26 protein-coding genes, 1 tRNA gene and 1 other RNA gene are annotated in these 26,300 nt (G+C 67.9%); 15 read left to right on the top strand and 13 right to left on the bottom strand.

Features of this window, described 5'->3' with window-relative positions; genetic code table 11:
• Positions 1 to 94: 94 nt before the first annotated feature.
• The 5 genes from ACFWZ1_RS02410 (at position 95) to pepQ (ending at position 6,640) form a co-directional block, all read left to right on the top strand.
• On the top strand, positions 95 to 2,335 hold the full coding sequence (locus ACFWZ1_RS02410) for a DUF1631 family protein (protein WP_439665325.1): 2,241 nt from the start codon (positions 95 to 97) through the stop codon (positions 2,333 to 2,335).
• Entirely contained in the window at positions 2,332 to 2,679 is a 348-nt protein-coding gene (locus ACFWZ1_RS02405) for a PilZ domain-containing protein (RefSeq protein ID WP_231323329.1), read from the top strand. Before ACFWZ1_RS02410 ends, ACFWZ1_RS02405 begins: the two co-directional genes overlap by 4 nt.
• Positions 2,680 to 2,748: 69 nt before the next feature.
• A complete protein-coding gene (locus tag ACFWZ1_RS02400; protein WP_439665324.1) occupies positions 2,749 to 4,878 on the top strand; it encodes a DUF1631 family protein in 2,130 nt (709 codons plus the stop codon).
• Positions 4,875 to 5,219: a PilZ domain-containing protein gene (locus ACFWZ1_RS02395; RefSeq protein WP_231323325.1), complete on the top strand. Its 345-nt coding sequence runs from the start codon at positions 4,875 to 4,877 to the stop codon at positions 5,217 to 5,219. The genes ACFWZ1_RS02400 and ACFWZ1_RS02395 overlap by 4 nt, the downstream gene beginning before the upstream one ends.
• A gap of 101 nt (positions 5,220 to 5,320) precedes the next feature.
• Positions 5,321 to 6,640 carry a Xaa-Pro dipeptidase gene (pepQ, locus tag ACFWZ1_RS02390; RefSeq protein ID WP_439665323.1) on the top strand — a complete coding sequence of 440 codons (1,320 nt, stop codon included), beginning with the start codon at positions 5,321 to 5,323 and terminating at the stop codon, positions 6,638 to 6,640.
• A 100-nt stretch (positions 6,641 to 6,740) separates the two neighbouring features.
• Here pepQ and cydB read toward each other — a convergent pair whose 3' ends face one another.
• From cydB to ACFWZ1_RS02370, 4 genes are all read right to left on the bottom strand, one after another.
• Entirely contained in the window at positions 6,741 to 7,751 is a 1,011-nt protein-coding gene (gene cydB / locus ACFWZ1_RS02385) for a cytochrome d ubiquinol oxidase subunit II (protein ID WP_231323322.1), read from the bottom strand.
• 2 nt (positions 7,752 to 7,753) lie between these two features.
• On the bottom strand, positions 7,754 to 9,157 hold the full coding sequence (locus tag ACFWZ1_RS02380; protein WP_439665322.1) for a cytochrome ubiquinol oxidase subunit I: 1,404 nt from the start codon (positions 9,155 to 9,157) through the stop codon (positions 7,754 to 7,756).
• A gap of 206 nt (positions 9,158 to 9,363) precedes the next feature.
• Positions 9,364 to 10,713, bottom strand: a complete 1,350-nt coding sequence (locus tag ACFWZ1_RS02375) for an aminopeptidase P N-terminal domain-containing protein (protein ID WP_439665321.1) — start codon at positions 10,711 to 10,713, stop codon at positions 9,364 to 9,366.
• Positions 10,671 to 11,237, bottom strand: coding sequence for a UPF0149 family protein (locus tag ACFWZ1_RS02370; protein ID WP_231323317.1), 567 nt, complete (start codon positions 11,235 to 11,237; stop codon positions 10,671 to 10,673). Before ACFWZ1_RS02370 ends, ACFWZ1_RS02375 begins: the two co-directional genes overlap by 43 nt.
• Before the next feature lie 156 nt (positions 11,238 to 11,393).
• Between ACFWZ1_RS02370 and ACFWZ1_RS02365 the strand changes: the two genes are divergently transcribed.
• The 6 genes from ACFWZ1_RS02365 to rpiA all read left to right on the top strand — a co-directional run bounded on the left by ACFWZ1_RS02365 (position 11,394) and on the right by rpiA (position 14,097).
• Positions 11,394 to 11,618 carry a TIGR02449 family protein gene (locus ACFWZ1_RS02365; RefSeq protein WP_231323315.1) on the top strand — a complete coding sequence of 75 codons (225 nt, stop codon included), beginning with the start codon at positions 11,394 to 11,396 and terminating at the stop codon, positions 11,616 to 11,618.
• Positions 11,618 to 11,935 carry a cell division protein ZapA gene (locus tag ACFWZ1_RS02360; protein WP_231323313.1) on the top strand — a complete coding sequence of 106 codons (318 nt, stop codon included), beginning with the start codon at positions 11,618 to 11,620 and terminating at the stop codon, positions 11,933 to 11,935. Before ACFWZ1_RS02365 ends, ACFWZ1_RS02360 begins: the two co-directional genes overlap by 1 nt.
• Before the next feature lie 7 nt (positions 11,936 to 11,942).
• Positions 11,943 to 12,127: non-coding RNA, 6S RNA (ssrS, locus tag ACFWZ1_RS02355), on the top strand.
• 91 nt (positions 12,128 to 12,218) lie between these two features.
• Positions 12,219 to 12,824, top strand: a complete 606-nt coding sequence (locus ACFWZ1_RS02350; protein ID WP_231323311.1) for a 5-formyltetrahydrofolate cyclo-ligase — start codon at positions 12,219 to 12,221, stop codon at positions 12,822 to 12,824.
• Positions 12,825 to 12,936: 112 nt separating this feature from the next.
• On the top strand, positions 12,937 to 13,404 hold the full coding sequence (locus tag ACFWZ1_RS02345) for an EVE domain-containing protein (RefSeq protein ID WP_439665320.1): 468 nt from the start codon (positions 12,937 to 12,939) through the stop codon (positions 13,402 to 13,404).
• A gap of 57 nt (positions 13,405 to 13,461) precedes the next feature.
• Entirely contained in the window at positions 13,462 to 14,097 is a 636-nt protein-coding gene (gene rpiA, locus ACFWZ1_RS02340) for a ribose-5-phosphate isomerase RpiA (protein ID WP_439665319.1), read from the top strand.
• Between the two features lie 119 nt (positions 14,098 to 14,216).
• On the opposite strand, the gene ACFWZ1_RS02335 is transcribed toward rpiA, so the two are convergent.
• Positions 14,217 to 16,103, bottom strand: a complete 1,887-nt coding sequence (locus tag ACFWZ1_RS02335; protein ID WP_231323305.1) for a chloride channel protein — start codon at positions 16,101 to 16,103, stop codon at positions 14,217 to 14,219.
• A 345-nt stretch (positions 16,104 to 16,448) separates the two neighbouring features.
• On the opposite strand from ACFWZ1_RS02335, the gene ACFWZ1_RS02330 reads away from it, so the two are divergent.
• Complete coding sequence (locus ACFWZ1_RS02330; protein ID WP_439665318.1) at positions 16,449 to 16,937, top strand: hypothetical protein; 489 nt, start codon at positions 16,449 to 16,451, stop codon at positions 16,935 to 16,937.
• Between the two features lie 96 nt (positions 16,938 to 17,033).
• On the opposite strand, the gene ACFWZ1_RS02325 is transcribed toward ACFWZ1_RS02330, so the two are convergent.
• The 4 genes from ACFWZ1_RS02325 to rplM all read right to left on the bottom strand — a co-directional run bounded on the left by ACFWZ1_RS02325 (position 17,034) and on the right by rplM (position 19,883).
• Positions 17,034 to 18,611: an MASE1 domain-containing protein gene (locus ACFWZ1_RS02325; protein ID WP_231323301.1), complete on the bottom strand. Its 1,578-nt coding sequence runs from the start codon at positions 18,609 to 18,611 to the stop codon at positions 17,034 to 17,036.
• A 314-nt stretch (positions 18,612 to 18,925) separates the two neighbouring features.
• Positions 18,926 to 18,999: transfer RNA gene (locus ACFWZ1_RS02320), tRNA-Gln, on the bottom strand.
• Positions 19,000 to 19,053: 54 nt separating this feature from the next.
• On the bottom strand, positions 19,054 to 19,446 hold the full coding sequence (gene rpsI, locus ACFWZ1_RS02315; protein WP_231323299.1) for a 30S ribosomal protein S9: 393 nt from the start codon (positions 19,444 to 19,446) through the stop codon (positions 19,054 to 19,056).
• 8 nt (positions 19,447 to 19,454) lie between these two features.
• On the bottom strand, positions 19,455 to 19,883 hold the full coding sequence (rplM, locus tag ACFWZ1_RS02310; RefSeq protein ID WP_231323297.1) for a 50S ribosomal protein L13: 429 nt from the start codon (positions 19,881 to 19,883) through the stop codon (positions 19,455 to 19,457).
• A 140-nt stretch (positions 19,884 to 20,023) separates the two neighbouring features.
• On the opposite strand from rplM, the gene ACFWZ1_RS02305 reads away from it, so the two are divergent.
• Together ACFWZ1_RS02305 and coq7 are read left to right on the top strand one after the other, a co-directional pair.
• Positions 20,024 to 21,211, top strand: coding sequence for a (Fe-S)-binding protein (locus ACFWZ1_RS02305; RefSeq protein ID WP_439665317.1), 1,188 nt, complete (start codon positions 20,024 to 20,026; stop codon positions 21,209 to 21,211).
• Complete coding sequence (coq7, locus tag ACFWZ1_RS02300) at positions 21,208 to 21,849, top strand: 2-polyprenyl-3-methyl-6-methoxy-1,4-benzoquinone monooxygenase (protein ID WP_231323293.1); 642 nt, start codon at positions 21,208 to 21,210, stop codon at positions 21,847 to 21,849. The genes ACFWZ1_RS02305 and coq7 overlap by 4 nt, the downstream gene beginning before the upstream one ends.
• A gap of 104 nt (positions 21,850 to 21,953) precedes the next feature.
• On the opposite strand, the gene speD is transcribed toward coq7, so the two are convergent.
• Entirely contained in the window at positions 21,954 to 22,739 is a 786-nt protein-coding gene (gene speD / locus ACFWZ1_RS02295) for an adenosylmethionine decarboxylase (protein WP_091334588.1), read from the bottom strand.
• A gap of 225 nt (positions 22,740 to 22,964) precedes the next feature.
• On the opposite strand from speD, the gene crp reads away from it, so the two are divergent.
• Complete coding sequence (gene crp / locus ACFWZ1_RS02290) at positions 22,965 to 23,708, top strand: cAMP-activated global transcriptional regulator CRP (protein WP_425600818.1); 744 nt, start codon at positions 22,965 to 22,967, stop codon at positions 23,706 to 23,708.
• A 48-nt stretch (positions 23,709 to 23,756) separates the two neighbouring features.
• Here the strand turns inward: crp and ACFWZ1_RS02285 are convergent, their stop codons facing one another.
• The 3 genes from ACFWZ1_RS02285 to trpC form a co-directional block, all read right to left on the bottom strand.
• Positions 23,757 to 24,725 carry a bifunctional helix-turn-helix transcriptional regulator/GNAT family N-acetyltransferase gene (locus ACFWZ1_RS02285; protein ID WP_439665316.1) on the bottom strand — a complete coding sequence of 323 codons (969 nt, stop codon included), beginning with the start codon at positions 24,723 to 24,725 and terminating at the stop codon, positions 23,757 to 23,759.
• 90 nt (positions 24,726 to 24,815) lie between these two features.
• Positions 24,816 to 25,493, bottom strand: coding sequence for a haloacid dehalogenase-like hydrolase (locus ACFWZ1_RS02280; RefSeq protein WP_439665315.1), 678 nt, complete (start codon positions 25,491 to 25,493; stop codon positions 24,816 to 24,818).
• 4 nt (positions 25,494 to 25,497) lie between these two features.
• The gene (gene trpC, locus ACFWZ1_RS02275) at positions 25,498 to 26,292 is read right to left on the bottom strand and encodes an indole-3-glycerol phosphate synthase TrpC (protein WP_439665314.1); all 795 of its coding nucleotides are present in this window, start codon (positions 26,290 to 26,292) and stop codon (positions 25,498 to 25,500) included.
• Between the last annotated feature and the right edge of the window lie 8 nt (positions 26,293 to 26,300).

Genomic DNA, 26,300 nt, shown 5'->3' with positions numbered 1-26,300 from the left:
TATGGCGGACCGGACCGCGGGCGCATACACTGACGAACGTCAAAAATCCGAGAACTGCGTCATGGATGTCGAGCAAAGGCAGCACCCAGCGGCCATGCACGGATTGGACGGCCCGGCCACCCTGCAGCAGATGCCCATGCGCGTCCAGCGCCTGGTGGCGGCTCTGCATGGGCTCTGCAGCAGGCGCCTGGAGCCCGCGCTGGTCGATGCGCTCGACGCACTCGACGAGAGCCTCTACCAGCAGGCCGAGCGCTCACGCGGCCATCTCGAACAACAGCGCTGCTTCGACAGCCGGGCGATGGTCCGCTGCAATCGTTCGGCGTTCCTGCGTCGGATTGCCGAGCACGTCGCCGGCAGCTTCGCCCGTCTCGGCGAAGCAGACGAAACCGGCGGTACCCCCAACCCCGTGGCCTCGCTGAGCCTGCTCGGGCGCGAGGAACACGAACTCAACGCCGCGCTGGAACAACTGATTTCCCGCGGCGAAGCCCACACCGGCCCGGTGCTGGCCGAACTCTCCTATCGCATGGCCGTATTGGTCGGCGCGCCGCCGCTGGAAGGCCAGGCGCTCCCCACCTCGCCGCCGAACCTGGCGGCCGCGGTGCGCCATGCCATCCCGGCGCTGGACCTGCCGGCGGACCACCAGGTCCTGCTGGTGCAGGCGCTGGAGCGCAAGCTGGCGCCGGTCCTTCCGGCGCTCTACGAAGCTGCCAACGCGCATCTGGTGACGGACGGCATCCTGCCTCACCTGCGCGCCTTCGCCGGTGCGCGACCGGCCAACGCGCCACCGGCGCCGCCATCGATGAAGGCACCGGCATCCACACTCGAGCCCGCCAGGTCCGCGCCGGCCGCCGGCCACGAACCGATCGCCGTGCTGGAGAACCTGCGCGACCTGCTGTCGCGCCAGCGCGCCAGCGAGGCAAAGGTGGCCACCGGCCACGCCGCCAGTTCGGCGGAGCTGGAGGCGGCCCTCGGCGCCCTGCAGCAGCACCTGGCCCAGGTGACCGACCGCGCCAGTCGCGAATTGCGCAGCGCACAGCGCCTGCGCGAGGAATTGCTGGCCCACCTCAATGCGGGCAAGCCCGCCGGCGCCGCCCGCACCGGCCTGAGCCCCGAGCAGGACGACACGGTGGAACTGGTCGCGCGGCTGTTCGAGCAACTTGGCCAACAGCTTCATCCCGGCCCAGGCGCGACCGCCCTGCTGGGTGACCTGCAGGTGCCGATCCTGCGCGTGGCGATGAGCGATCGCGGCTTCTTCGAGCAGGCCGAGCATCCTGCCCGCCACCTGCTTGGCACCCTGGCCGAAGCGACCAACGACTGGGGCGACGGCAAGGACATCGATCCCGACCTCGCCACACAGCTCAGCCGGCTGGTGGCCCGCGCACAGCGCGAAGCGCCCAGCGCCGGGTTGTACACCAGCCTGCTGGCGGACATCCGCCACCATCTCGCCCAGCTCAGCCGCAAGGCGCAGGTCACCGAACGACGCCAGGTCGAAGCCATGCAGGGCCGCGAGCGCCTGCACCAGGCACGCGAGCGCGCAGCCGAAGTGCTGGCAGCACGCTTTGCCGAAACCACACCGCGCGGCCTGTTGCGAGCCCTGCTCGACCGTGCCTGGTCCGATGTGTTGGCACTGGCGTTATTGCGCCACGGGGAGGACAGCGACGCCTTCAACGAACGGCTGCGCCTGACCGACCAGCTGCTGGGCCGGCTGCCGGTGGACGACTCGCTTGGGCTGCGCCTGGCAGTGGAAGACCACCTGCAACAGATCGGCATGCAGGCCGAGGAAGCGGAGCAGGTGGCTCAACGGCTGATCGGTGGCGAGGCCGCTCCCGGCAAGTCGTTCGAACCGGCCGGCACCCCTGCTGAGGCTCCGAGCGTCGCGGACATGCCCGCGCTGGCCGCCTATGTGTTGGCCGCCGAGCCGCCCAGCGCGACCGACCTGGCCCTGCGCCTGAAGCAACGCCAGCGGCTGGGCGAACAGCGTGGGCAGGAACCGCGTCCGACGGCCCCGCAAACGCCCGAGGCCCCGCTCGGCCCGCAGGAAGCGCGCATCCACAACCGCCTGCGGCAACTGCCCTTCGGCAGCTGGTTCGAATTCATCGATCCGCAGACCGGCGCCATCGAGCGGCGCAAACTGGCCTGGTTTTCGCCCCTGTCGGGCAACACGCTGTTCGTCAACCGGCGTGGCCAGCGCGCGACCGAGATGAACCTGCGCGAGCTGGCCGCGGCCATCGCCAGCGGCCGGGTGCGTGAACAGGTAACGCCGCGCGACGGGCTGTTCGACCGCGCCTGGCGCGCCCTCACTGGCAGCCTGCAGCGCCCGACCGCACGCGCATGACCGCCCAGGTCATTCCGTTCGAGCAGCGTCGCGCGCCGCGCAAGCGCGCGGCCGCCTCGCCGCTGGTGACCGACACCATCAGCGCGCGGCCGCTGGGTCACCTGTGCAACCTGTCGGCCAGCGGCGTCCTGCTGATCGCTCCCGAACGCCCGCGCAGCGAGGCGGTGTTCCAGGTACGTCTGCCGTTGGCCGATGCACGGCAAGGTCCCGCGGCGATCGAACTCGGTCTCCAGGAGCAATGGCACCAGGCAGCCAACGCCGGCCAGGTGTGGGTCGGCTACCGCATCATCGCCATCGCCCCGGAAGACGCGCTGACGCTGGTGCATTGGCTGCAACGCGCCTGAACCGGTCACCGTGACGCGCCTGCGCCATCGGCATAGACTCGCAGGCATCGTGGTAGAGCAAGGCTTCCCATGGATGTCGAACAACCGGACCCGTCGCGTTCGAGCACAGTCGCCCCACCGGCGCACTGGCCGGCGAAAACGCGCCGTCTGGTCGACGACGTGCGCCAGCTCTGTCGCGAGTGGCTCTCCGAACCGCTGAAGCTGTGTCTGGCGGACTTCGACCGCGCCCTGCACGAGCAAGCGGCCAACACCCGCAGCCACATCGAACAGCAGCGCTACCAGGCGACCCGCCAGCGCCTGGTGCAGGAGCGCCAGGCCTTCGAGCAACGGTTCATCGAATGCATCGACCGGGCCTTGCTGGAGCTGGGTGCGCAGCCCGCCGCAACAAGCGCGCCAGCCGCGCGCCTGACCCTGAGCCTGCTCGACCCGATCGAACACGAGATGACCGCGGCACTGGACCAACTGGTCGCCCGCAGTGCGGCACGCGGCGGACCGCTGCTGGTGGAGCTCAGCTACCGCCTGGCGGTATTGATCGGCACTCCGCCGCTGGAAAGCGATGCCATGCCGCTGGGGCCGCAGGCGATCGCCAAGGCATTCCGCGATTCCAGTGCGGCGCTCGGACTGCCAGCCGAGCACCACCTGCTGTTGCTGCAAGCCGTGGAGGGCAAGCTGATCCAGGGCCTGACCCCGCTGCACGAAGTGGTCAACAACCATCTGGCCGCCGCCGGCATCCTGCCGCGGCTGCGACCGTTTCCGCTGCCGCGTTCGCCGCGACCACGCGGCCGGCCACGCCCGCTGCCGGCGGCTCCCGCCCCGGTGCCCGAGGCGCCCGACGCGCCGGCACGCCCCTCCGGCGTGCGTGAACTGCTCACCCGCCAACGTGGCCCGCGCCCGGTATCCGATCATGCACGCTTCGCCAGTGCTGGCGAGCTGGATGCCGCGCTCGCCGCCTTGTCGCGGCGGCGCGCGGACCCGGACATGCTCCGGCGCGCCCAACGCCTGCGCGAGGCGCTGGTCGACCAGCTCAATGCCGGCCAGCCGCTCGACGCGGTGCCGATCCTCCCCGGCCCGGACGCCGACGACACACTGGAGTTGATCTCGCGGCTGTTCGATGCGTTGCGTCGCCCACTGCCGCCCCCGGCGCTTGCGCACGGTCTGCTCGACCGCGCCCAGTTGCCCATGCTGCGCGCTGCCCTGGCCGACGAGAGCTTTTTCGAGCGTCGCGAACAGCCGGCCCGCCAGTTGCTGGACCACCTCATCGAAGCTGCCCGCGACTGGCTGGAAGGTGGCGACGGCGGCCTGCTCGCTCCTGTGGAACAATTGCTCGAGCGCCTGGACCGCGAGCCGCCGACGCCCGCCCTGCATGCCGAGCTGGCGGCCGAACTGGAACGCCAGGTTGCCCAGCTTCAGCGCAAGGCGCAGGTCACCGAGCGACGTCACGTCGAGGCGATGCAAGGCCGCGAGCGGCTGGAACAGGCTCGCCAGCGCGCCACCGAATTGCTCACCGGCCTGCTCGCCAAGGCGCCGCCGCGCGCCGCGCTGCGCGCGCTGCTCGAACACGCCTGGTCGGACGTGCTGGCATTGACCCTGCTGCGCCACGGCGAGCAGAGCGAAACTTTCGCGCGCCGACTGGTGATCACCGACCAGCTGCTGGGCCGGCTGCCGCCCGGCAACCTGGAAACCCTGCAGGCCGAAGTGATCGCCGGACTGCAGCAGATCGGCATGCATGGTGAGGAAGCCACCGAGATTGCCCAACGGCTGATCGGCGCCGGTGCCGTCATGCAGGAAGGCGACGGACCGGGCCTTACCGGATTGGCGATGCGCCTCAAACAGCGCCGTGGGCCCGGCGACTCGCCCGAGGCGACCCCGGCCACGCCGGCAGTACCCTCGGCCGAGGCGCTGCGCCTGCACCAGCGCCTCAGCCGGCATCCCGGCGAGTGGTTCGAGTTCGTCCAGGCCGATGGCGGCCGGGTCCGCCGCAAGCTGGCCTGGTATTCGCCGCGCGCCGCGCGCGGCCTGTTCGTGACGCGCCAGGGGCAGCGCGCCGATGAGATGAGCCTGGCCGATCTCGCCCAGGCGATCGCCGCGGGTAAAGTTCGCGAGGTACCGGCCGTTAACGAGAGCGACCTGGACCGTGCCTTGCGCGCGCTGACCGACAGCCTGCGTCAGGCGACCCCGATACCCGGAGCCCGTTCGTGACGCCCAATCCGCAGGAAAGCCGCCGCGCCCATCGCAAGCCGGTCAACATCGCCGCCGAAGTGATCGATGCGATCAGCGGTCGGCGCATGGGCCAGCTGGGCAACCTGTCGGCCAGCGGCATGCTGCTGATCGGCAGCGAGGCACCGCGCAACGAAGCGATCTACCAGCTGCGCCTGCCGCTGCCCGGGCTGGGCGAGACCACGGCGATCGAAGTCGGCGTGCAGGAGCAGTGGCACGAGGAAGCGGCCACGCCCGGGCAGTTCTGGGCCGGCTACCGCATCATCGCCATCGGCGACCAGGAGTCGGCGCAGCTCCAGCGCTGGCTCGACATGCCCGGCTGAGGTTTTTTCCACGGGTGGCCCTCGGCGGCCCACCGCGCGATCATGGGCAGCTCCCCACCGGCGGAACCGCCTCGCGCCCGCCGCCCGACGAAGGACGCCGCATGACCGAGAACCTCGCCCCGCTCTACGCCCAGCATCTGGCCACCCTGCGCGAACGCGCGGACAAGGCACTCGCGCTGGGCGGCTTCGACCGGTTGCTGATCGCCGCGGGCAAACCCCTGAACAAGTTCCTGGACGACCAGGACTTCCCGTTCGTCTCCAATCCCCACTTCCGCCACTGGCTGCCGCTGACCGACGCGCCGGGCAGCTGGATCGTTTACGCCCCCGGCACGAAGCCGAAACTGATATTCGTGCAGCCGCGCGACTACTGGCACGTGGTGCCGGCCGCCCCGAGCGGCTACTGGGTGGAGCATTTCGACATCGACGTCGTGCGCAGCCACGCCGACGCGGTCGCCGCACTGCCGAAGCAGGGCCGCAACGCCGTCATCGGCCCGGCCTGCCCGTCCATCGAAGGCGTGGGAGCGAACAACCCCGAGCCGGTGATGAACTACCTGCATTGGCATCGCAGCTACAAGACACCTTATGAACTCGCATTGATGCGCGAAGCCAGCCGCATCGGCACGCGCGCGCACCGCGCGGCGGAGGCGGCCTTCCGCAGCGGCGAGAGCGAGTTCGGCATCCACATGGCCTACCTCGCCGCCGCGCGGCAGATCGACGCCGAGCTTCCCTACTCCAGCATCGTGGGCTTGAACGAGCATGGGGCGGTGCTGCACTACACTCATTTCGACCGCCAGCCGCCGACCGTGCACCGCTCGTTCCTGATCGACGCGGGTGGAAGCTGCGCCGGCTACGCCAGCGACATCACCCGCACCTACGCCGCGGCCGGCGCGGACGAATTCCAGGCGCTGATCGACAGCATGGACGTGGCCCAGCGCGAGCTGGCCTCGAAGGTGCGCGCGGGGCAGAGTTACCCCGAACTGCACATCCACGCCCACCACCTGGTCGCCGGCGTGTTGCGCGAACACGGCATCATCCGCATGGACGCCGAGGCGGCGGTCGCCAGCGGCGTGACCTCGGCATTCTTCCCGCACGGCCTTGGCCACCCGATCGGACTGGCGGTGCACGACGTGGCCGGCTTCCAGCAGAACGAACGCGGCGGCAGCATCCCGCGGCCGGAGGGACATCCGTTCCTGCGCATGACCCGCGTGCTCGAAGCCGGGATGGTGGTGACCATCGAGCCAGGCCTGTACTTCATCGACATGCTGCTGGACGAATTGCGCGCCAACCCCGCGGCCAAGGATGTGGACTGGGCCCGTGTCGATGCCTTCCGTCCCTATGGCGGCATCCGCATCGAGGACGACGTGGTGTGTACCGACGGCGCGCCGGAGAATCTCACCCGCGACGCCTTCGCCGCCCTCTGACGCGCGCGCCGAGAGCCGACAAGCCGTTCGGGGGCGATGCTCCCGTCCCGGTCCTGGCGGGAGCATCGCTCACACGCGGGCATCTGCTGCGGCGGGCGCGCTAGTGATACCCCTCGCCCGCCAGCACCTTGCCGCGGAACACGCGGTACGAATACACCGTGTAGGCCAGCACCGCCGGGATCAGGAACGCCGCGCCGACCAGCACGAAACCCTGCGAGGAGGGCGGCGACGCGGCCTCCCAGATGCTCATGCTCGGCGGCACGATGTTCGGCCACATGCCGACCACCAGGCCGACGAAGCCCAGCGCGAAGAAGCACAACGCCAGTACGAACGGCTGCACCTCGCGGTTCTTCAGCACCGCGCGCCACAACAGGATCGCATTGAGCACGGTAAGGATCGGCACCGGCGAAAGCCAAAGCATGTGGGCGCCGGTAAACCAGCGCTCCATCAACTGCGAATCGAGGAACGGCAACCACGCGCTCACCATCAGCATGAAGCCGATCACCGCCAGCATCAGCGGCCGGGTGAGGTCGAAGGCGATGCGCTGCAATCGGCCGTCGGTCTTGAGGATCAGCCACGTTGCGCCCAGCAGCGCGTAGCCGAACACCACCGCCACGGCGGTCATCACCGCGAACGGGCTGAACCAGCCGAACGCGCCCTGCACGTACTTGCCGCCAGTCAGCGGCATGCCCTCCACCAGCGCGCCAAGGATCAGTCCCTGCGCCAATGCCGTCAGCACCGAGCCCACGCTGAAGGCCAGACCCCACAGCCAGCGCGAGCGGTGCGCCTTGAAGCGGAACTCGAACGCCACGCCGCGGAAGATCAGCGCGATCAGCATCACCAGGATCGGCAGGTACAGCGCCGAGAGCACTACCGCATAGGCCTTGGGGAAGGTCGCCATCAGGCCCGCACCGCCGAGCACCAGCCAGGTCTCGTTGCCGTCCCATATCGGCGCGGCGGTGTTCATCATGTGGTCGCGCTGGTCCTCGTCGTCGGCAAACGGCAGCAGGATGCCCAGGCCCAGCACGAAGCCATCCAGCAGCACGTACATGATCACGGCGAAGCCGATGATGAAGAACCACACCACCGGTAGCACGGTTGGCCAGTCCATCGTCAGTCTCCCATCGGGTCGTCGGGCGCCGACAGCGGACGCGCTGGCGTGCGGCGGCGGTTGCCGTGCACCGGCGTGACCGGCCGTTCGCGTTGCGGCGCCGGCAGGGGGCCGTCGCGGAACAGTTTGAACAGGTACCAGATACCGGCACCGAAGATGCCGAGGTAGACCACCACGAAGGTGATCAGCGAAGCCAGCACGCTGGAGGCCGGCACGTCCGATGCCGCCTGCGAGGTACGCATCAGTCCCTGCACCACCCATGGCTGGCGGCCCACCTCGGCCACCCACCAACCGGTGAGCAGCGCGATGAAGCCGGAGGGAATCATCACCACCCAGGCCTTCAGGTACCAGCGGTCACGGACCAGGCTGCCGCGTTTCCAGCGCCACAAGCCGAGCAACGCCAGCGCCAGCATCAACAGGCCCAGGCCTACCATGACGCGGAAGGAAAAGAACGGGATCTTCACCGGCGGCCGCTCGTCGCGGGGGAAGTCCTTCAGGCCCTTGACCTCGCCATTCCAGGAATGGGTGAGGATCAGGCTGCCCAGGTGCGGCACTTCCACCGCGTAGTGATTGGTTTCGGCCTGTTCGTCCGGCCAGGCGAACAGCGCCAGTGGCACGCTGCTCGCGGTGTCCCAGCGCGCCTCGATGGCCGCCAGCTTGGCTGGCTGGTACTCGCGCACCTTCAGGCCCGCCATGTCGCCGATGACGATCTGGATCGGGATCACGATGGCGAGGAAGGCCAGCGCCAGCTTGAGCATCGCCCCGGCGCGATCGACAAAACGTCCCTTGAGCAGGTAAACCGCCGAAACGCCGCCGACCACCATCGCCGTCGAGATGAACGCGGCCAGCACCATGTGCGGCAACCGCACCAGGAACGACGGGTTGAAGATCACCCGCCACCAGTCGGCCGGATAGAACACGCCGTCGCGAATTTCGTAGCCGGCCGGCGTCTGCATCCAGCTGTTGGCGGACATGATCCAGAACGAGGACAACAGCGTGCCCAGCGAGACCATGCAGGTGGCAAGGAAGTGCATGCGATCGCTGACCTTCTTCCAGCCGAACAGCATCACGCCCAGGAAGGTCGCTTCGAGGAAGAACGCGGTCAACACCTCGTAGTTGAGCAATGGTCCGACCACATTACCGGCGACGATCGAGAAGCCGGCCCAGTTGGTGCCGAACTGGAAGCTCATCACGATGCCCGAGACCACGCCCATGCCGAAGGCGACGGCGAAGATCTTCAGCCAGAAGAAATACAGGTCGCGCCACAGGTCGGTGCGCTTGAACAGCCACACGCCCTCGATGAACGCCAGCCACGCCGCCGTGCCGATGGTGAAGGCGGGGAACAGGATGTGGAAGGACATCACCCACGCGAACTGCAGGCGGGACAGGAACTCCGCGGTCGGCATGCTTCACTCCCGAAGGAAGGGCATCGGCGACTATAGACGTGTATCGCGTGATGGCTGCGGCATCGCGACAGGCTGCCGCGCGGCGTGGCGTCGCAGCGCGGGATTTTTCGCGCGCGCGGGCCGCGTGGAACATCCAGCCCCCGAACCGTCACCCGCGTCCTGTTGCCGCCCAGCGCGCTTCCCCGGGCGACTGGCACACGCCCGATTCAGCGCCCGCCCAGCACTCGCGCCAACTCCTCCGGGTCTCTCGGCACCGCTGCAGTGAGCACCACGTTGCCCTCCGGGCTCACCGCGACGTCGTCCTCGATGCGGATGCCGATGCCGCGCCAGCGTTCGGCCACGCCGCGCAGGTCGGGCGGCACGTAAATGCCAGGTTCCACCGTCACCACCATGCCTGGCTCGAGCAGTCGCGCTTCGCCATCGACGCGGTAATCGCCCACGTCATGCACATCCAGCCCGAGCCAGTGCCCGGTCTTGGACGGGAAGAAGGTCTTGTATGCCCCGCCTTCGATCGCCGCGTCAGCCGAGCCCTTGAGCAATCCCAGCGCACACAAGCCCTCGGCAATCACCCGCACTGCCGCGTGGTGCGCGGCATCGAACGGCCGACCGGGTTGCACCTCGTCGATTGCCGCCTGCTGCGCGGCGAGCACCACCTCGTACAGAGCGCGCTGCTCGCGCGTCCAACGGCCGTTGACCGGGAAAGTGCGCGTGATGTCCGAGGCGTAGCAGTCCACCTCGGCGCCGGCGTCGATCAGCAGCAGGTCGCCATCCTTCAGCGGCGCGCGGTTGGCCAGGTAATGCATGGTGCAGGCATTGGCCCCGCCGGCGACGATCGGCGGGAATGCCGGCACCGCGCCGCGGCTGCGCATCACCCGCAGCAGCTCGGCCTCGACCTCGTACTCCAGGCGACCGGGCAACGCGGCGGCCATTGCCGCCACGTGTGCCTCGGCGGCGATGGCCGCGGCCTGGCGCATCAGCTTGAGCTCGCCGCGCGACTTGTAGAGCCGCAGGTCGTGCAGCAGGTGTCCCAGCGCCACGAACTCCTTCGGCACCACGCCACCGCCGCGCAACTGGCGCAGGCGACGCATCCAGCCGAGCAACCGCGCGTCGAAATCCGGTTCGCGCCCGAAATGGCAATACACCCGCGCGCGCCCCTCGATCATGCCGGGCAGGATGTCGTCGATGTCCTCGATCGGGAAGGCGTCGTCCAACCCGAAAGCACTCACCGCGCGCTCGGTGCCGGTCACTTCGCCGTGCCAGCGCTCGTGCGCCGGGTCACGCTCGCGGCAGAACAGCACCGCCTCGCCGTGCGCGCGCCCGGGCAACAACGCCAGCACGGCATCCGCCTCCGGAAAGCCCGTGAGATAGTGGAAATCCGAATCCTGCCGGTACGGCCAGGCGGCATCGGCATTGCGCATGCGTTCGGGCGCCGCGGCGACCAGCAGCGCGCCATCGGCGCCGGCCATGCGCATGAGCTGGCGCCGCCGGCGCGCGAATTCGGCGATCGCGATGCTCAATGCAGAGTGTCGTTCGCCGGGCGCTGGGCGCTGTGGCATTCGGCGAACAACAGCATCGCGCCCATGCGCACGAATTCGTGCACCTCGATCAGCGCGTCCTCGTCTTCGCTTTCGTCGCCGAAATCGAAGGCGGAACTGGCGATGGTGGTGAGGTCGCGCAGGATTTCCTGTGCCTCGTCCGACAACTGCGCGTGCGCGCCGGCGCCGGCGAGGCCAAAGCCGCCGAGGAAGCCGCGGCACCACTCCACCAGCGCGTCGGCGCGCTCGGTCAGGGGGCGGTCGTCGGCCGGCAACATCGGCTCGAAGCCGAGTTCGGGATCGGCCAGCTCGCCGCGGGACTGGGTCGCCAGCCGCTCGAGCAGGGCCTGGTCGTTCGGGGCCGGCACGACCGCCTCGCCTCCCTCCAACTCCAGCGCCGCCAGCAAGGGTTGCTTGTCCAGCGAGCCACCGCCCGCCAGGTAGCCGCACAACGAGCCGTGCAGTTCGCTGGCGTCCGCGCCGATACGCATCCGCATAAGCGCGGCGTCCAGGTCTTCGTAGGCGAGCATATCGGTGGCAGTCATGGGGGCCCCTCCACGGGAATCGACCACCAAGTCTAAACCGCCCGGGCGCCGCGGGAACGCTCCTGGACGCGGCCCGCGCATACGGCTGGGCCCAAGGGCTTTCCTGCAGCCAAGTGCGGCACCTTTTCCTGCGGCAGGCTTGCTATATTTCACACCATGAGCACGCCCGATCCCGCCCAGCAGGAATTGGCCATCCTGAACCAGCAGCTGGATCGCCTGCTGGACCTCGTGCGCCGACTGCAGGAAGAAAACCGGAGCCTGCGGCACAGCCAGGAACAGCTGGCCAACGAACGGGCGGGCCTGATGGCGCGCAACGACCAGGCGCGCAGCCGCGTCGAGGCGATGATCCAACGGTTGAAAGCCCTCGAGAACAACGGCTGATGAGCAGCACGCCTCCCTCCGCCTCCGAGCCGGTCGCGCTGCGCCTGCTGGACCGCGAATTCCTGATCGCCTGCGCCCCCGAGGAACGCGAGGGCCTGCTCGAAGCGGCCACCTTCCTCGACCGCAAGATGCGCGAACTGCGCGCCAACGCCCGCACGCCCGGCTTCGACCGGCTGGCGGTGCTGGCGGCCATCAGCATCACCCATGAATACCTGGGCCTGCGCAAGCAACACGACGGTGCTGATCGCAGCGTGACTGACGGCCTCGCCGCGCTGCGCCGCAAGCTTGAAGCAGCGCTCGACGCACAAGTAAGATAGACCCCGGCGTTTTCTGCGGTGTGCGCCAGCACACTCTACATTTGCCTTGTTCCTATATACGGCCCCGGGTCGGCTTCACATGGTTGTTGTGCATGTCCGCCGCGTGCGGAAAGCCTTGAAGGCCATGTAGCCCTCCCACCTGATCCAAGTGGATCAAGGTCGTTCGGTGGGCAGCGGCATCGTGGTTGACGCCACCCCTTTTCCCCGCCTGGCCGACGTTGATACAACGCCGGCCGGGCGCGAGCGGCGCCGGTCGCGCCGTCTTCCAAGGAGACGCGCGAACGTGGACGCCACCGCCCAACGCCGCGAACTGCGCCAGCATCTCGCCGCCCGTCGTCGCGCACTGACACCGGCCCAGCGCATCGCCGCCGCACAGGGCCTGCGGCACAGCCTCGAAAAGCTCCCCGAATACCACACCGACGCGCGCGTGGCCGGCTACTGGGCCTGCGACGGCGAGCTGCCGCTCAATCTGGTGATTCCGCCATTGGCCGCGCGCGGCCAGCGCTTCCTGCTGCCCCTGCTGGGCGAGGACCGCGAACTGCGCTTCGCGCCCTGGTCGGCCGGCGAGGACGTGCAGCCCAACCGCTATGGCATCCCCGAACCGGTGGCGCCGCGCGAGTGGTTCGCGCCGTTCCAGCTCGACTTGGTGCTGGTGCCTTTGCTTGGTTTCGATCGTCGCGGCCACCGGCTCGGCTACGGTGGCGGCTGGTACGACCGCAGCTTTGCCTTCCTGAACGACCAGGCGCGCCCCACCGAGCCGTTACTGGTCGGCATCGCCTACGATTTCCAGGAACTGCCCGCGATCGCGTCCGAGCCGTGGGACGTGGCATTGGACTACGTCGCCACCGACCGCGAGCTGATCGATTGCCACCCGGAAGAAGCGCCGTGAGCGCGGCAGCTGCCGCTCCTGTGTCCGTTGCAGCTGTGCGCAACCGCCATGCCCGGATCAGCGGTTGCGCACCGGATGCGCCTCTACAACGTTGCTGCGTCCGGAGATCCCGATGAGCGAGCGGCCTTACACCCACTGGCTGATGAAGTCCGAGCCGGACACCTTCTCGATCGACGACCTCAAGCAGCGCAAGCGCGAGCCGTGGGATGGCGTGCGCAACTACCAGGCGCGAAACTTCATGCGCGACGGCATGCGCAAGGGCGACAAGGTGTTCTTCTACCACTCCAATTGCGCCGAGCCCGGCATCGCCGGAATCGCCGAGGTGGCCAGCGATGCCTATCCTGACCCCAGCCAGTTCGATCCTGCGAGCAAGTACTTCGACCCGGCCAGTTCGCGCGACAATCCGCGATGGATGCTGGTGGACGTGAAATACGTGCGCAAGCTCAAGCGCGTGATCACGCTGGACGAGCTCAAGGCGCAGCCCGCGCTCGTCGACATGGCGCTGGTGCGCAAGGGCAACCGGCTGTCCGTGATGCCGGTGGGCGCGCAGGACTGGGATTTCATCCTGGCGCTCGAATAGCTACCGATCGATGCCTGCTGCTCCAGGCCGGCGCGCACACTCCGAGGAAAACCTTTCATGAGCAACGAAAAGCGTCTGGCTGGCGAGGCTGCCATCCGCTACGTCGAGGATGGCGCCATCGTCGGTGTCGGCACCGGTTCGACCGTGGCCTACTTCATCGACGCGCTGGCCGGCATCAAGCACCGCATCCATGGCGCGGTGTCCAGTTCCGAGCACTCGACCGCGCAGCTGAAGCGGCACGGCATTCCGGTGCTCGACCTCAACGCCACCGGTCCGCTCTCGCTGTACGTCGACGGAGCCGACGAGTGCGATCCGCACAAGCGGCTGATCAAGGGCGGCGGCGCCGCGCTCACCCGCGAGAAGATCATCGCCGAGGCGAGCGCGCAGTTCGTCTGCATCATCGACGCGAGCAAGCGCGTGGACCTGCTCGGGCGCTTTCCGCTACCGATCGAGGTTATTCCGATGGCGCGCAGCTTGGTCGGGCGCGAGATCGTCAAGCGCGGCGGCCAGCCGGTATGGCGCGATGGCGTGGTCACCGACAACGGCAACTGGGTGATCGATGTGCACGGTTGGCAGATCACCGATCCGGTGGCGCTGGAGGCCGAACTGAACCAGATTCCGGGCGTGGTGACCGTCGGCCTGTTCGCGCGGCGCGCCGCCGACATCGTGCTGGTGGGCGACAAGCAGATGTAGCTCGAAGCGCGGCGCCCTCCCGTGCAAGGGAGGGCCGGGGCTAGGGCCGAAGCCGGCCCTGCGCAAACGCATCCCCGCTCAGGCCCTCCCGTCGAACGGGAGGACCTTTTTTGTGATCGCTAGGCCGTGCGCACGCCGTTCCTGCCGAAGCGAAGGTGACGGCTGGCCTGCCGAGCCTCCTGCAGGCGGCGCTTGTGCGCGCTCAGCAGGTCGCCACGGGTGATGATGCCGACCATGCGGTGCGGCGCGTCCTTGCTGACCACGATCAACCGGCCGACCTGCTCGGCGACCATGTGGTCGGCGGCTTCGCGCAACGAATGATCCTCCTTGACCATCATCGGAGGACGCGTGATGAGGTCGCCCAGCGGCAACGAGTAGGACCACTGCGGATCGAGCAGGCTGCGCCGGGTCAGCACGCCCTGCACCTGGTTGTTTTCGTCGACGACCGGATAGCCTTGGTGCTGCGCCTCGGGCAAGCCCTCGCCCAGCCAGTTGCGCACCTCTCCCAGGGTCTGGGTGGTGCGCAGGGTCACCACGTGGCGCGAGCAGGCATCGCCGGTCGCTACCTGGTCCAGGTAATCGGCCGCGTACTCGGAGGGCACGCGCACGCCACGGCGGGCGATCTTCTCGGTCATGATGGTGTTGCGCATCATCAGCGCCGAGATCAGGTAGGCCGCGGTGCAGCCACCCAACAGCGGCAGCAGGCCGGCCGGCTGGCCGGTGGTCTCGAATGCGAACACCACCGCCGTCAGCAACGCGCGCGAGGCGCCGGCGAAGATCGCCGCCATGCCCACCAGCGCCGCGATGCGCGGATCGATGCCGAACTGCGGCAGCATCGCCGCCAGGCCGAGCCCGATCAGCGCGCCCAGCGCGCCGCCGATGGTGAACAGCGGCGCCAGCGTACCGCCGGAGGTACCACTGCCCAGCGAGATCGACCAGGAGATGAACTTCATCACGCACAGGAAGAACAGCGTGTGCAGGGTGAACTGCCCGCTGACGATGCCCTCGATGTTGGTGTAGCCCACGCCGAGCGTCAGCGGTGCGAAATAGCCGACCACGCCCACCGCGATGCCACCCAGCGCCGGCCACCACATCCAGTGGATCGGCAACCGTTCGAACGCATCCTCGACGCCGTAGACGATCCGGGTGACGCCGACGCTGATCAGGCCCAGCAGCGCGCCCACGCCCACGTAACAGGCCAGCGCGACGGCACCTGGTTCGGCCAGTTCCGGCATGGCGAATACGGGCGCGGTGCCCTGGAAGGCGTAGCGCACCGAGGTGGCGGCCACGGTGGCCAGTGCCACGGGGATGAGCGAACGCGGGCGCAGCTCGAACAGCAGCAGCTCCACCGCCAGCACCACTGCCGCCACCGGCGAGGCGAACACCGCCGCCATGCCCGCGGCCGCACCGGCAGCCAGCAGCACCTTGCGCTCGCCGCCGGTGACCCGCAGGAGCTGTCCGATGAATGAACCCAGCGCGCCGCCGGTGGCGATGATCGGGCCCTCGGCGCCGAACGGGCCACCGGTGCCGATGGCGATCGCCGACGACACCGGCTTGAGGAAGGTGATCCGCGGCGGGATCTTCGACTCGTTGAGCAGGACCTGCTCCATCGCCTCGGGAATACCGTGGCCGCGAATGGCGCGCGAGCCCCAGCGCGCCATGGCGCCGACGATCAGGCCGCCGATCACCGGCACCACGATCACCCAGATGCCCAGATGGTTGCCTGCCGGCGAGGAGAAGGCGGTCGAGACACGGCCATAGAACGCCAGGTTCGTGACCAGCCCGATCAGCGAGGTCAACACTTGCGCGATGAGGGCCGCCGCAACGCCCAGCACCACCGATACCGCGGTGATGCGCAATACCCGCCGATCCACCAGCGTGGAGCGGCGCGGCATGCGCGTAGCATCGAGGCTGACACCCAACGCGGGGGAAAGGGGCAAGGCGTCCGTGCTGCCTTCCAGGCGTACGCCCGGCGGCGGCGCCGGCTTCTCGGTGGGGGAAGTCATCGAAGTACCGCAAAGTAAAACGGGGATTTTACGCCTCCTGGTCAAGGAACCGAAGAGCGGCTGCCCCTTGGCACTTGCGGCCGCATTCGCGTCGCCGCACTTCGGGAAGCCAGCGGCAGAAGGCATGCCGCTGCGACGCGGTGTCGCAAACCTGCGCGGACGCCCGCGCGGAAAGCGAGTTGCGGCGCGTCGGCGGCTGCCGCTCGGTGGCTTATCAGGCCCGGATCGCCACGTGCGCCGAAAAACTTAACGTGACGCTCAGTTTCACCATCTGTCTTCGCGAAAAACTCACTATTGCAAGGTAGAGTGCGATTGCTCAATCAGTGAGCAGTCCAACAAGGGGACATGGCTATGATCAAATTCCTGCCGCGCCGTGCACTTTTCGCCGGCCTGGTCGTCATGGGTCTTTCGGCTTCCGCCGCGGCGGCGACGAGCACGGGCCTGGGTCAAGCCTGGCCAAATGCACAGGACGTGAGCGCAAGCACGCACTGGCATGTGTACACGTTCGCCAACAATGGCGTGCAGTACTTCCAGGTGAACGACTTCTACGGCAACCTGCGCGTGGCCTTCGCCAGCGTGAACGGCCAGTTCCTGGTCCTGCCCATGGGTCGCGATGCCCAACGCCTCTCCACCCCGCAGCAGACGGCCTCGACCAGCAGCACGGCCGTGCCGTTGACCTCGTACGCCGAGACGATCTATCAGGGCAGCGACGTCCAGGTGCTGGCAACGCCCATGAGCGATGGCACGACCACGTTTACTGCGGAGCCTTCCACCACCAACGCGACGGTTGCGCCGTGCAATGATCCGGTCGAATGCAGCAGCCATTCGCCGTAAGCCCGCGGGCGGGTACTGCGACAAAAAAACCGCCCCAGGGGCGGTTTTTTTCTTCTGGACGACCGCGGGAAAAGCCGCGCTCTCCCGCGGATTGGGTCAGGCGATCTCGGGATCGAACAACATCAGGCTGATCCGGTTGCCGGTGCCGTGGGCGCGCACATGCACCTTGCCCTCGAAGATGCCGGCGCGATCCTTCAGCGCCCCCAGGCCCATGCCGCTCCCACCGAGCGCCGACTGGATGTCGTCCCAACGCACGCGGGCCAGCCGCTCGTAGTCCACGTCGCTGTCGACGCATAGCACCGCCCAGCGACGACCGCCGGAGAGGCCGCCGCGCAGGCGCAGGCGGACCTTGCTGACGTTGCGCTTGGCACAGGCCACCGCGATGGCTTCCGACGCCAGCCGGTACAGGGCCATGTGGACGCTGGTGGACAGCTGTTCGACGTCGCCCTGGATGTCGCACCAGTAGACGATGCCGCCTTCGTCGAGCGCACGGGGAATCGACCCCTCGCGCAACGCTGCCGGCAGTCCGCGGTCCCGCCAGGAAAGCGGATACAGCGAATCGGCCAGGCGATAAATCTGATGCTGCGCCACTGCCGCCTGGCGGTAGTAGGTGCGCTCGTCAGTCCCCGGCAGCAGGCAGCGCAACCGGCCGAGCAACTGGGTATAGGACGCCTGGATCGCGCCGCTCATCTGCTCCAGCGCATAGGAGGTTTGCCGCAACTGCAGTTCGCCCAGGTAGACGTTCCGCTGCGCCATGGCCAGGGCCAGGCGCGAATCCGTACGCTCCCGCTCCTCCCGCTGGTGCAGCACTGCGATCCGCGCGCCGAGCATCAACATGGTGGTGATCGTGAAGGCGATGAATGCCTGGGCCTGGACGGTTTCGTGGTCGCGCACCACCGGCATGGTCAGGATGACCGCAATGCTTGCCGCCGTGCCACCCACCGCGGCCCCACGCCAGCCGTGGCGCAACGACAGCCAGGCGACAGGCAGGAACATCGCCATCCGTGCAGCCTGGCTCGCGTCGCCAGCCACACCCGAAGCCAGCCAGACCAGCAAGGCAAGGGCCGGCAGCAACAGCGAAACGGTTTCAAGTACCAGGCGGCTTTCGGAAATACCCGCCAGGATCTGGCGGAGCGGCCGGGTGGTCAGCTCTTCGCGCACCGCCAAGGCCAGCGGCACGATGGTCAGGATGCCGATGTACGACCCCAGGAAATACCATCCGGCGGCCGTACGGAAGTCGTACTGCGGCTTGACCGTGGCCACGAGCAGTGCCGAGGTGTCGGCAACCGTCCAGACGACCGAAACCAGCAACGAGCAAAGCAGCAGGACGTTGATGCTGGTGATCGAGCGCGACGGGAACAGGCGCCGCTGTTCCCTGCAGAAACGGACGATCGGCATGGCCAGGCCGATCGGCGGCACGAGCATGATTGCCGACCACATCCAGCCGTACTGGCCCAGGCAACTGAAGCTGATGTAGCTGAGCGGGAGCAACTCTCCGAGCAGCAGTGCCGGCCAGTAGCGATAGGGCATCAACATGAGCGCGCACAGACGCAAGCCTGCGAACAGCACCCAGTGGGAGAAGGAAATCTCGCGGAGCAGAAGGTAGCTCACCGCGTAGCCGGCCGTGACCGCCAGCTGTCGAAACCAGATGTTGTCCCAGATCCTTGTCAGCATCGTCCTTCCCCCTTGGCGTGGCTGGCCTGAATCGCCCCAATCCAGCGACCGGTCCACGTCGTCATGTTATTCCGCCCATACAACAATCTATCGCGTGAAAACCGAGTGAAACCAATAACCTATCAAGCCATCGCCGACGACACTCATCGTAGCGCAAGCCGGCCCTGTGCGACGTTCGGCGACCCTGTTTCGCTGTGCCGTGCGTCGCAGGATTCGTATCCGGACACCTGCCATCGAAAATAAGCGCGCCGGCTTTCCGCCGTCGCCACAGCACATGCAAAAAAGAGGCCCGCCAATGGCGGGCCTCTTTTGTTTGGCTGGGAGACTAGGATTCGAACCTAGATAAACGGAGTCAGAGTCCGTTGTCCTACCGTTAGACGATCTCCCAAAACCCTTGGGAACGATGCGCTCTGACCGGATGCATCGCCCCTCGAAGCGGATTTTAACGCTTCGAGAACTGGGTAGCGCGGCGGGCCTTGTGCAGACCGACCTTCTTGCGCTCGACCTCGCGGGCATCGCGGGTCACGAAACCGGCCTTGCGCAGCGCCGACTTCAGGGATTCATCGTATTCGATCAGCGCGCGGGCGATGCCCAGGCGGATCGCGCCGGCCTGGCCCGTGATGCCACCACCGGCAACCGTGACCTTGATGTCGAACTTGTCGGCGCTCTGGGTCAGCTCGAGCGGCTGGCGCACGATCATGCGCGAGGTCTCGCGACCGAAGAACTGGTCGAGCGTCTTGCCGTTGACTTCGATCGCGCCATTGCCCTTGCGCAGGAACACGCGGGCGGCGGAGGTCTTGCGGCGGCCGGTGCCGTAATTCTGCTGGATAGCCATGGGTTTCCTTAGATCTCCAGCGCCTGCGGCTGCTGGGCGGTATGCGGATGTTCGGCGCCGCCGTATACCTTGAGCTTGCGGTACATCGCGCGGCCCAGCGGGTTCTTCGGCAGCATGCCCTTGACGGCGATCTCGATCACCCGCTCCGGATGCGTGGCCAGCAGGTCCTTCAAGGACATCGTCTTGAGGTTGCCGACATAGCCGGTGAAGCGGTGGTACATCTTGTCGTCCAGCTTGGCGCCGGTGACCGCGACCTTCTCGGCGTTGACCACGACGATGTAGTCGCCGGTGTCGACGTGCGGAGTGAATTCCGGCTTGTGCTTGCCGCGCAGGCGGCGGGCGATCTCGGTGGACAGACGGCCGAGCGTCTTGCCCGTCGCATCGACCACGTACCAGTCGCGCTTGACGCTTTCCGGCTTGGCGCTGAACGTTTTCATTTCAAGAATACCTGTCTGCCGCCATGAGGGCGGTTAGCGGAATCGGTGGAACAAAGGCGCGAGATGATAGCGGAGCCGTCATCGATCGCGCAAGCCTGCCGGTCGGCCGACTGTGAGCTGCCAATGATAGCATGCCGACCATGCCCCAGAACAAGTCCCAGCACATCGCCGCGCTGGCCGACCAGTGCGTGCAGTGCGGCCTGTGCCTGCCGGTGTGCCCGACCTATGCGCTGGACGGCAACGAGGCCGAGTCGCCACGCGGGCGCATCGCGATTGCCGCGGCGCTGGCCAAGGGGTTGGCGCCGGTCACCGACGAAGTACGCGAGCCGCTGGACCATTGCCTGGGTTGCCTGAACTGCGAACGGGTGTGCCCCGCCCAGGTGCGTTTCGGCGAGCTGCTGCTGGAAACCCGTGGCCTGCTCGGTCCCGCACCGCAACGTCCGCGCGTGCTGCTCGCGCTGGCCAGGCAACCCGCCCTGTTGCGCCTGACCCGGCTCGTCGGATTGCACCGCTGGCATGCCGGCCTCGCTCGCTGGCTGCCGCTGCCCTCCCGCTGGCGTACCGCCCTGGCGCTTGCGGCCTCGACGTCGGCTCCGCAACTGGCGCCATCGCTTGCAGATGCGCCGCGCGCTCGGACGCTGGCGCGCGTGGCGCTCTTCCCGGGCTGCGTGGCCAGCGTGGAAGACGCGGCGGCGCAACAGGCGGCCATCGCCCTGCTCGAGGCGGTCGGTCACCCGGTCATCCGCCTGCCGGGCCTCTGTTGTGGCGCGCTGGACGCCCACGGCGGTGACACGCAGGCGGCCGCGCGCGCGGCCCGGCGTGTACGCGATGCCTGGCAGGCCAGCGGCGCGTCCGTGCTGGTGACGGTTACCCCCGGCTGCATCGGCCAACTGCGCAATGCCCTGCCCGACGCCAGGGTGGACGATCCCTACGCGTTGCTGGCCGCCCAGGCCGAACATCTGCAGTTCCGGCCGCTCCCACGGCGCGTGGCGCTCCATCTGCCCTGCACGCAACTGAATGTCGCGCGCAGCGGCGAAGCCTTGCAGGCGCTGCTGGGGCGCGTGCCGACGCTGGAGGTCATGCCGCTGCCGGCACGCTGCTGCGGGGCGGCCGGCAGCCACCTGCTGGAATTCCCCGAACGCGCGGCAGCCTTGCGTGCACCGACGCTCGAGGCCGTCGGCGCGGTGGCGCCGCAAGCGTTGCTGTCGTCCAATATCGGATGCCGGCTGCATCTGGCCGCGGGCCTTGCCGAACAAGGCTCGACCGTACCGACCCTGCATCCACTGGTGCTGCTGGCGCAGCAACTTGCAACGGGACAACCCTCATGAACGCCCGCACGCTCTCCCCTTTCGACCGCCTGCTGACCGGCATCGAGCGCGCCCTGGAAACCGTCGCCGGGGCGCCGGAACCGGCTCGCCCGTCACCGGCCGAAGACATGGAAGACGCCCCGCTCGACGAACAGGAGCGCCGCCACGCCGCCGGCCTGATGCGCATCAACCACACCGGCGAGGTCTGCGCGCAGGCGCTGTACGACGGCCAGGCCGCGCTCGCGCGCGACGACGACACCCGCCGCCATCTGCAACACGCGGCCGACGAGGAGACCGACCACCTGGCCTGGTGCGCGCAACGGCTGCGCGAACTGGACAGCCGTCCCAGCCTGCTCAACCCGTTGTGGTACGCCGGCAGCTACGCGATCGGCGCCGCCGCCGCGCTGGTCGGCGACAAGGTCAGCCTGGGCTTCGTGGTGGAAACCGAGCGCCAGGTGGAGGCACACCTGGAAGACCACCTCCAGCGCCTGCCGCCACAGGACGAACGCTCGCGCGCAGTGCTCGCGCAGATGCAGGCCGACGAGGTGCGCCATGCCGATAACGCCAAGGCGCGCGGCGGCATTGACCTGCCCTTCCCGATCCCCGGCCTGATGCACCTGAGCTCACTGGTGATGAAGGGCGTCGCCTACCGCATCTGACGGCACTGCTTCCATGCGGGACCGCTTGCGGGGCGTGGTCCTGGCTCCCAAGCGGGCTTGGCGAGCCGCGCAACGAAAAACCCCGCCTCGCGGCGGGGTCTCGATCACATCAGGTTGCGGCCGTGGAACAGTTCCTCGATCTCGCGCTTGAGCAGCGACTCGATCCTCTGGCGCTCCTTGAACGACAGGTCGTCCGCGTGCGCCTCGAACAGGTAGGTGTCCAGGTCGAAGTCCTTGATGTGCATCTTCGTGTGGAAGATGTTTTCCTGGTAGACGTTGACGTCGAACATCTCGTACTTCTGGCGGATGTGGCGCGCCAGGTAATCCTGCACCGAATTGATCTTGTGGTCGATGAAGTGCTTCTTGCCCTTCACGTCGCGGGTGAAGCCGCGCACGCGGTAGTCGCACACCACGATGTCCGACTCGAAGCTGTCGATCAGGTAGTTCAGGGCCTTCAGCGGCGAGATCACGCCGCAGGTGGCGACATCGATGTCCGCGCGAAAAGTCGCGATGCCGTTGTGCGGGTGCGTTTCCGGATAGGTGTGGACGGTGATGTGGCTCTTGTCCATGTGCGCGACGACGGCACCGGAGATGGTGTCGCGGCCAAGCTTCTCCACCACCGGCTCCTCGGAGATGAGGATGGTGACCGAAGCGCCCTGCGGGTCGTAGTCCTGACGCGCAATGTTGAGGATGTTCGCGCCGATGATCTCCGCCACGTCGGTGAGGATCTGGGTCAGGCGATCGGCATCGTACTGTTCGTCGATGTACTCGATATAGCGCTGGCGCTGGTCTTCGGACACCGCATAGCAGATGTCGTAGATGTTGAAGCTCAGGGCCTTGGTCAGGTTGTTGAAGCCCTGCAGGCGCAGGCGCGGGAGCGGTTTCACCACGGCGACTCTCCATGGCCGGAATGCGGCCAGCAGATGAGGCGGGTTAGCAGCTTAAGGGTCCCCGCGAAAAGAAAAGGCGCGCCAGGACCCTCATCCTGCGCGACCTGTATTCCGGCCCGACATGCAGCTTGGCCGAAAGACTGCGAAGTATGCGGCAAAACGCCGGAAAACAGAACTCACGGGCGCAAGCCGCATCATCTCTTGATCAGGCGAGACGCGTGATGCATGGTAACGGCATCGCGGCAGCGCCGTGGCTCAACAGCGGATACTCTCGTGGCGCAACTCAAGTACCAACTCCAGCAGGCTTTCGAACGGTCCCAGGCGCCGCTGAGCTTTGCGCCGGACCCGGCATCGATGGAGCGCTTCCTGGCGCTGTGCCACCGCCGGCGCTATCCCGGCAAGACCGCGATCATCCGCCCGGGCGACCCGGCCAACACGCTCTACTACATCATCGAAGGCTCGCTCGCGGTCTGCACCGAAGACGAGCAGGGCCGCGAACTGATCCTGGCCTATCTCAACCGCGGCCAGTTCATCGGCGAGATGGGCCTGTTCGTCGAGCAGGCACAACGCGAGTCGATCGTGCGCAGCCGCACGCCGTGCGAGATGGCCGAGATCAGCTACGAGCGCCTGTTCCAGCTGATGGAAGGCCCGCTGCGCGAGGAATGCCCGAAGATCCTATTCGCGATCGGCTCGCAACTGACCAACCGCCTGCTGCGCACTTCGCGCCAGGTCAGCCGCATGGCCTTCATGGACGTCACCAACCGCATCTCGCGCACGCTGCTGGACCTGTGCCAGGAGCCCGACGCCATGACCCATCCTGACGGCACGCAGATCCGCATCTCGCGCCAGGAAGTCAGCCGCATCGTGGGCTGCTCGCGCGAGATGGTCGGTCGCGTGCTCAAGCAGCTTGAAGAACAGGGCATGATCAACGTGTCCGGCAAGACGATCGTGGTCAAGGGCACGCGCTGATCTTCGCCCTCGCCGCTTCGCGGCAAGGCCACCACGGCCGCGGCGTCATCAGGATTCCCGCGGCGACGTTTCCGGCCGATAGATCATGTAGACATCCGCGCGCTCGTAATGCGAGCCGGGACGTACCGACGGCTGCATCACGAATCCGGCCTTCTCGTACATCCGCAACGCGGTCTGCAGGCGGCTGTTGGACTCCAGGAACAGCGTCTGCCCGCCGCGGCGGTGGAACTCGGCGATGCAGGCCCCGAGCAGTCGCTTGCCCGCTCCCAGGCCACGGAATGTCTCGTCCACGCCCATCTTGGTCAGCTCGAACACCCCGGGCGATTCCTGCAACAGCGCACAGGTGCCGATGACCTCCTCGTCCAGTCGCGCGAAAAAGATCGCGCCGCCCGGCTGCAGGATGTAGCGCTCCGGGTCGCTCAGCACCGCGCGATCGATCTCCTCGATACGGAAGTGGCGTTCCAGCCATTGCGCGTTCAACCGGTAGAAGTGTTCGCGCAACGCCGGCTCATAGGGCACGATCCGCAACGGCGTCGCCTTGATGGCGTCATGCTCGGCGAGAATGGCGGCGGCGACGGGACGTTCTTGCAGGGACCGCTCGCACGCCGCGATGGCGTCCAGCAGCTGGGCGGCGTGCGCTTCCAGCGAGCTGCTCACTCCACGCTGCACGGCACACCAGATCGGACCCAGCCCGGCGAGTGCCGCATGCGCCTTGTCGGTGAGCGTCAGCACGCTGCGCCGTCCGTCCGCGGGGTCGCGTCGGCGCCGAACCATCCCGGCGCGCACCAGCTTGTCGGTGAGCTGGCTCACCGCCGAATGGGTCTGGCCGATGGCGTGTGCCACGTCCGTCACCGTGTTCGGGCCGGCATCCCATAGATAGCGCAGTACCGGCAGCCAGCGCGATTCGATGGGCGCACCGAGCGTCCGGTAGACCTCATCCGCGGCGCCGTAGAAGTGATCGCTGAGTGCCTTCAGCCGGCTGCCGAGCGCCAGCTTGCCAAGGGATGCCAGATACATGCGACTGCCCGCCAGACCAATACGTAAGCACTAACGTATTTAATGCGCCGATGCCTTGCAAGTCCCTTTCGGGGTAGTCGCTCCGCGTCGTCAGTGCCAGGCCACCCGTTCGATCGACCGGCCCAGCGCCCGCTCGATCCGTTTGCACAGCTTGGGCGTGCCGTTGACCAACACCGGTTCGGCCGCCGCTTTGAGCATGTGCAGGTCATGCAGCGAATCGCCGTAGGCGCGTCGCCAGGCAGGGACACCGTGCGCAGCCAGCGCCTTGAGCTTGCCCGCGCCGATATTGTGGTGCGCCACGCGCAGGCCGAACGGGCCGCGCTTGAGCCGCGAGGCGACCAGTTCCACCCCGGCGAGGCCCAGCTGGGCGAGCAGGCTCTCGACCAGCGTGTGCTCGCAGCCAGTCACCACGATCACCCGCTCGCCCGCCGCCTGGTGGCGTCGCAGTGCCCGCACGCCATCGCGGCAGAAATGGCCGGGGCGCCGAACGAGCTCGGCGGCAAAGGCATCGACGGCGGTGCCGTAGCGCTTCTCGTCCAGCCCCAGCAACGCGATGTGCACCAGCGGGCGTTGCAGCCGGCGCGTCAATGGCCACAGCAACATCAACCAGGGCAGCGCCAGCAGGGCGAACAGCTGGCGCCAGGCCGAGCGGGCGTAGCGCTCGCGCACGAACAAGGCATAGGTATCGGCGTGGGTAAGCACGCCGTCGAAGTCGAACAATACGACCGGTGGTGCGCCGGCGGCTGCGGTGTCCTGCCCGTCGTCCATCGCGTCAGGCCGCGAACAGCCGATCGAGCGCCTGGCCCGGATCCTCGGCACGCATGAATGCTTCGCCGACCAGGAAGGCGTGGATGCCTGCCTCGCGCAGGCGTGCCACGTCCTCGCGCGCGTGGATGCCGGACTCGGCCACGAGCACGCGGTCCTCGCCCGCCATGCGCGGCCGAAGCGCGAGCGAGGTATCGAGCGAGGTCTCGAAGGTGCGCAGATTGCGGTTGTTCACGCCGATCAGCGGCACCGGCAGCGCCAGCGCGCGTTCCAGCTCCTGCGCGTCGTGCACTTCGCACAACACGTCCAGGTCGAGCTCGGCGGCAACCAGCGATAGATCCAGCAGCGCCGCGTCGCCGAGCGCGGCGACGATCAGCAGGATGCAGTCGGCGCCGATCGCACGGGCCTCGTACACCTGGTAGGGATCGATGATGAAGTCCTTGCGCAGGACCGGCAGCGCACAGGCTTCGCGCGCCTGCCTGAGATACTCCTCGCTGCCCTGGAAGAAGTCCCGATCGGTCAGCACCGACAGGCAGGTCGCGCCGCCCGCGGCATAGCTGCGCGCGATCGCGGCCGGATCGAAGTCGGCGCGGATCACACCCTTGCTCGGGCTGGCCTTCTTGACCTCGGCGATCACCGCCGGCAAGCCAGCGGCAAGCCTGTCCTCGATGGCGGCGGCGAAGCCACGCGTGGGCGGCAGTTCCCCGATGCGCGAGGCGAGCTCGGCCAGCGGCAGCGCGGCGCTGCGCTCGGCGATCTCCTCCGCTTTGCGGGCGAGGATGCGTTGCAGGATATCGGTCATGGCGGAAT

It is taken from the genome of Frateuria sp. GZRe14, from assembly GCF_051900395.1.
Classification (GTDB): Bacteria; Pseudomonadota; Gammaproteobacteria; order Xanthomonadales; family Rhodanobacteraceae; genus Frateuria_A; species Frateuria_A edaphi.
The sequence above is the reverse complement of the archived record's forward strand: the minus strand, read 5'-3'. Positions and strand labels throughout refer to the sequence as shown.

Bases quoted from the DNA above. Each gene is read 5' to 3' on its own strand.
- ACFWZ1_RS02410 (WP_439665325.1), top strand. From the start codon at position 95: ATGCACGGATTGGACGGCCCGGCCACCCTGCAGCAGATGCCCATGCGC.
- ACFWZ1_RS02405 (WP_231323329.1), top strand. From the start codon at position 2,332: ATGACCGCCCAGGTCATTCCGTTCGAGCAGCGTCGCGCGCCGCGCAAG.
- ACFWZ1_RS02400 (WP_439665324.1), top strand. From the start codon at position 2,749: ATGGATGTCGAACAACCGGACCCGTCGCGTTCGAGCACAGTCGCCCCA.
- pepQ (WP_439665323.1), top strand. From the start codon at position 5,321: ATGACCGAGAACCTCGCCCCGCTCTACGCCCAGCATCTGGCCACCCTG.
- cydB (WP_231323322.1), bottom strand. From the start codon at position 7,751: ATGGACTGGCCAACCGTGCTACCGGTGGTGTGGTTCTTCATCATCGGC.
- ACFWZ1_RS02380 (WP_439665322.1), bottom strand. From the start codon at position 9,157: ATGCCGACCGCGGAGTTCCTGTCCCGCCTGCAGTTCGCGTGGGTGATG.
- ACFWZ1_RS02375 (WP_439665321.1), bottom strand. From the start codon at position 10,713: ATGCCACAGCGCCCAGCGCCCGGCGAACGACACTCTGCATTGAGCATC.
- ACFWZ1_RS02370 (WP_231323317.1), bottom strand. From the start codon at position 11,237: ATGACTGCCACCGATATGCTCGCCTACGAAGACCTGGACGCCGCGCTT.
- ACFWZ1_RS02365 (WP_231323315.1), top strand. From the start codon at position 11,394: ATGAGCACGCCCGATCCCGCCCAGCAGGAATTGGCCATCCTGAACCAG.
- ACFWZ1_RS02360 (WP_231323313.1), top strand. From the start codon at position 11,618: ATGAGCAGCACGCCTCCCTCCGCCTCCGAGCCGGTCGCGCTGCGCCTG.
- ACFWZ1_RS02345 (WP_439665320.1), top strand. From the start codon at position 12,937: ATGAGCGAGCGGCCTTACACCCACTGGCTGATGAAGTCCGAGCCGGAC.
- rpiA (WP_439665319.1), top strand. From the start codon at position 13,462: ATGAGCAACGAAAAGCGTCTGGCTGGCGAGGCTGCCATCCGCTACGTC.
- ACFWZ1_RS02335 (WP_231323305.1), bottom strand. From the start codon at position 16,103: ATGACTTCCCCCACCGAGAAGCCGGCGCCGCCGCCGGGCGTACGCCTG.
- ACFWZ1_RS02330 (WP_439665318.1), top strand. From the start codon at position 16,449: ATGGCTATGATCAAATTCCTGCCGCGCCGTGCACTTTTCGCCGGCCTG.
- ACFWZ1_RS02325 (WP_231323301.1), bottom strand. From the start codon at position 18,611: ATGCTGACAAGGATCTGGGACAACATCTGGTTTCGACAGCTGGCGGTC.
- rpsI (WP_231323299.1), bottom strand. From the start codon at position 19,446: ATGGCTATCCAGCAGAATTACGGCACCGGCCGCCGCAAGACCTCCGCC.
- rplM (WP_231323297.1), bottom strand. From the start codon at position 19,883: ATGAAAACGTTCAGCGCCAAGCCGGAAAGCGTCAAGCGCGACTGGTAC.
- ACFWZ1_RS02305 (WP_439665317.1), top strand. From the start codon at position 20,024: ATGCCCCAGAACAAGTCCCAGCACATCGCCGCGCTGGCCGACCAGTGC.
- coq7 (WP_231323293.1), top strand. From the start codon at position 21,208: ATGAACGCCCGCACGCTCTCCCCTTTCGACCGCCTGCTGACCGGCATC.
- crp (WP_425600818.1), top strand. From the start codon at position 22,965: ATGGTAACGGCATCGCGGCAGCGCCGTGGCTCAACAGCGGATACTCTC.
- ACFWZ1_RS02285 (WP_439665316.1), bottom strand. From the start codon at position 24,725: ATGTATCTGGCATCCCTTGGCAAGCTGGCGCTCGGCAGCCGGCTGAAG.
- ACFWZ1_RS02280 (WP_439665315.1), bottom strand. From the start codon at position 25,493: ATGGACGACGGGCAGGACACCGCAGCCGCCGGCGCACCACCGGTCGTA.
- trpC (WP_439665314.1), bottom strand. From the start codon at position 26,292: ATGACCGATATCCTGCAACGCATCCTCGCCCGCAAAGCGGAGGAGATC.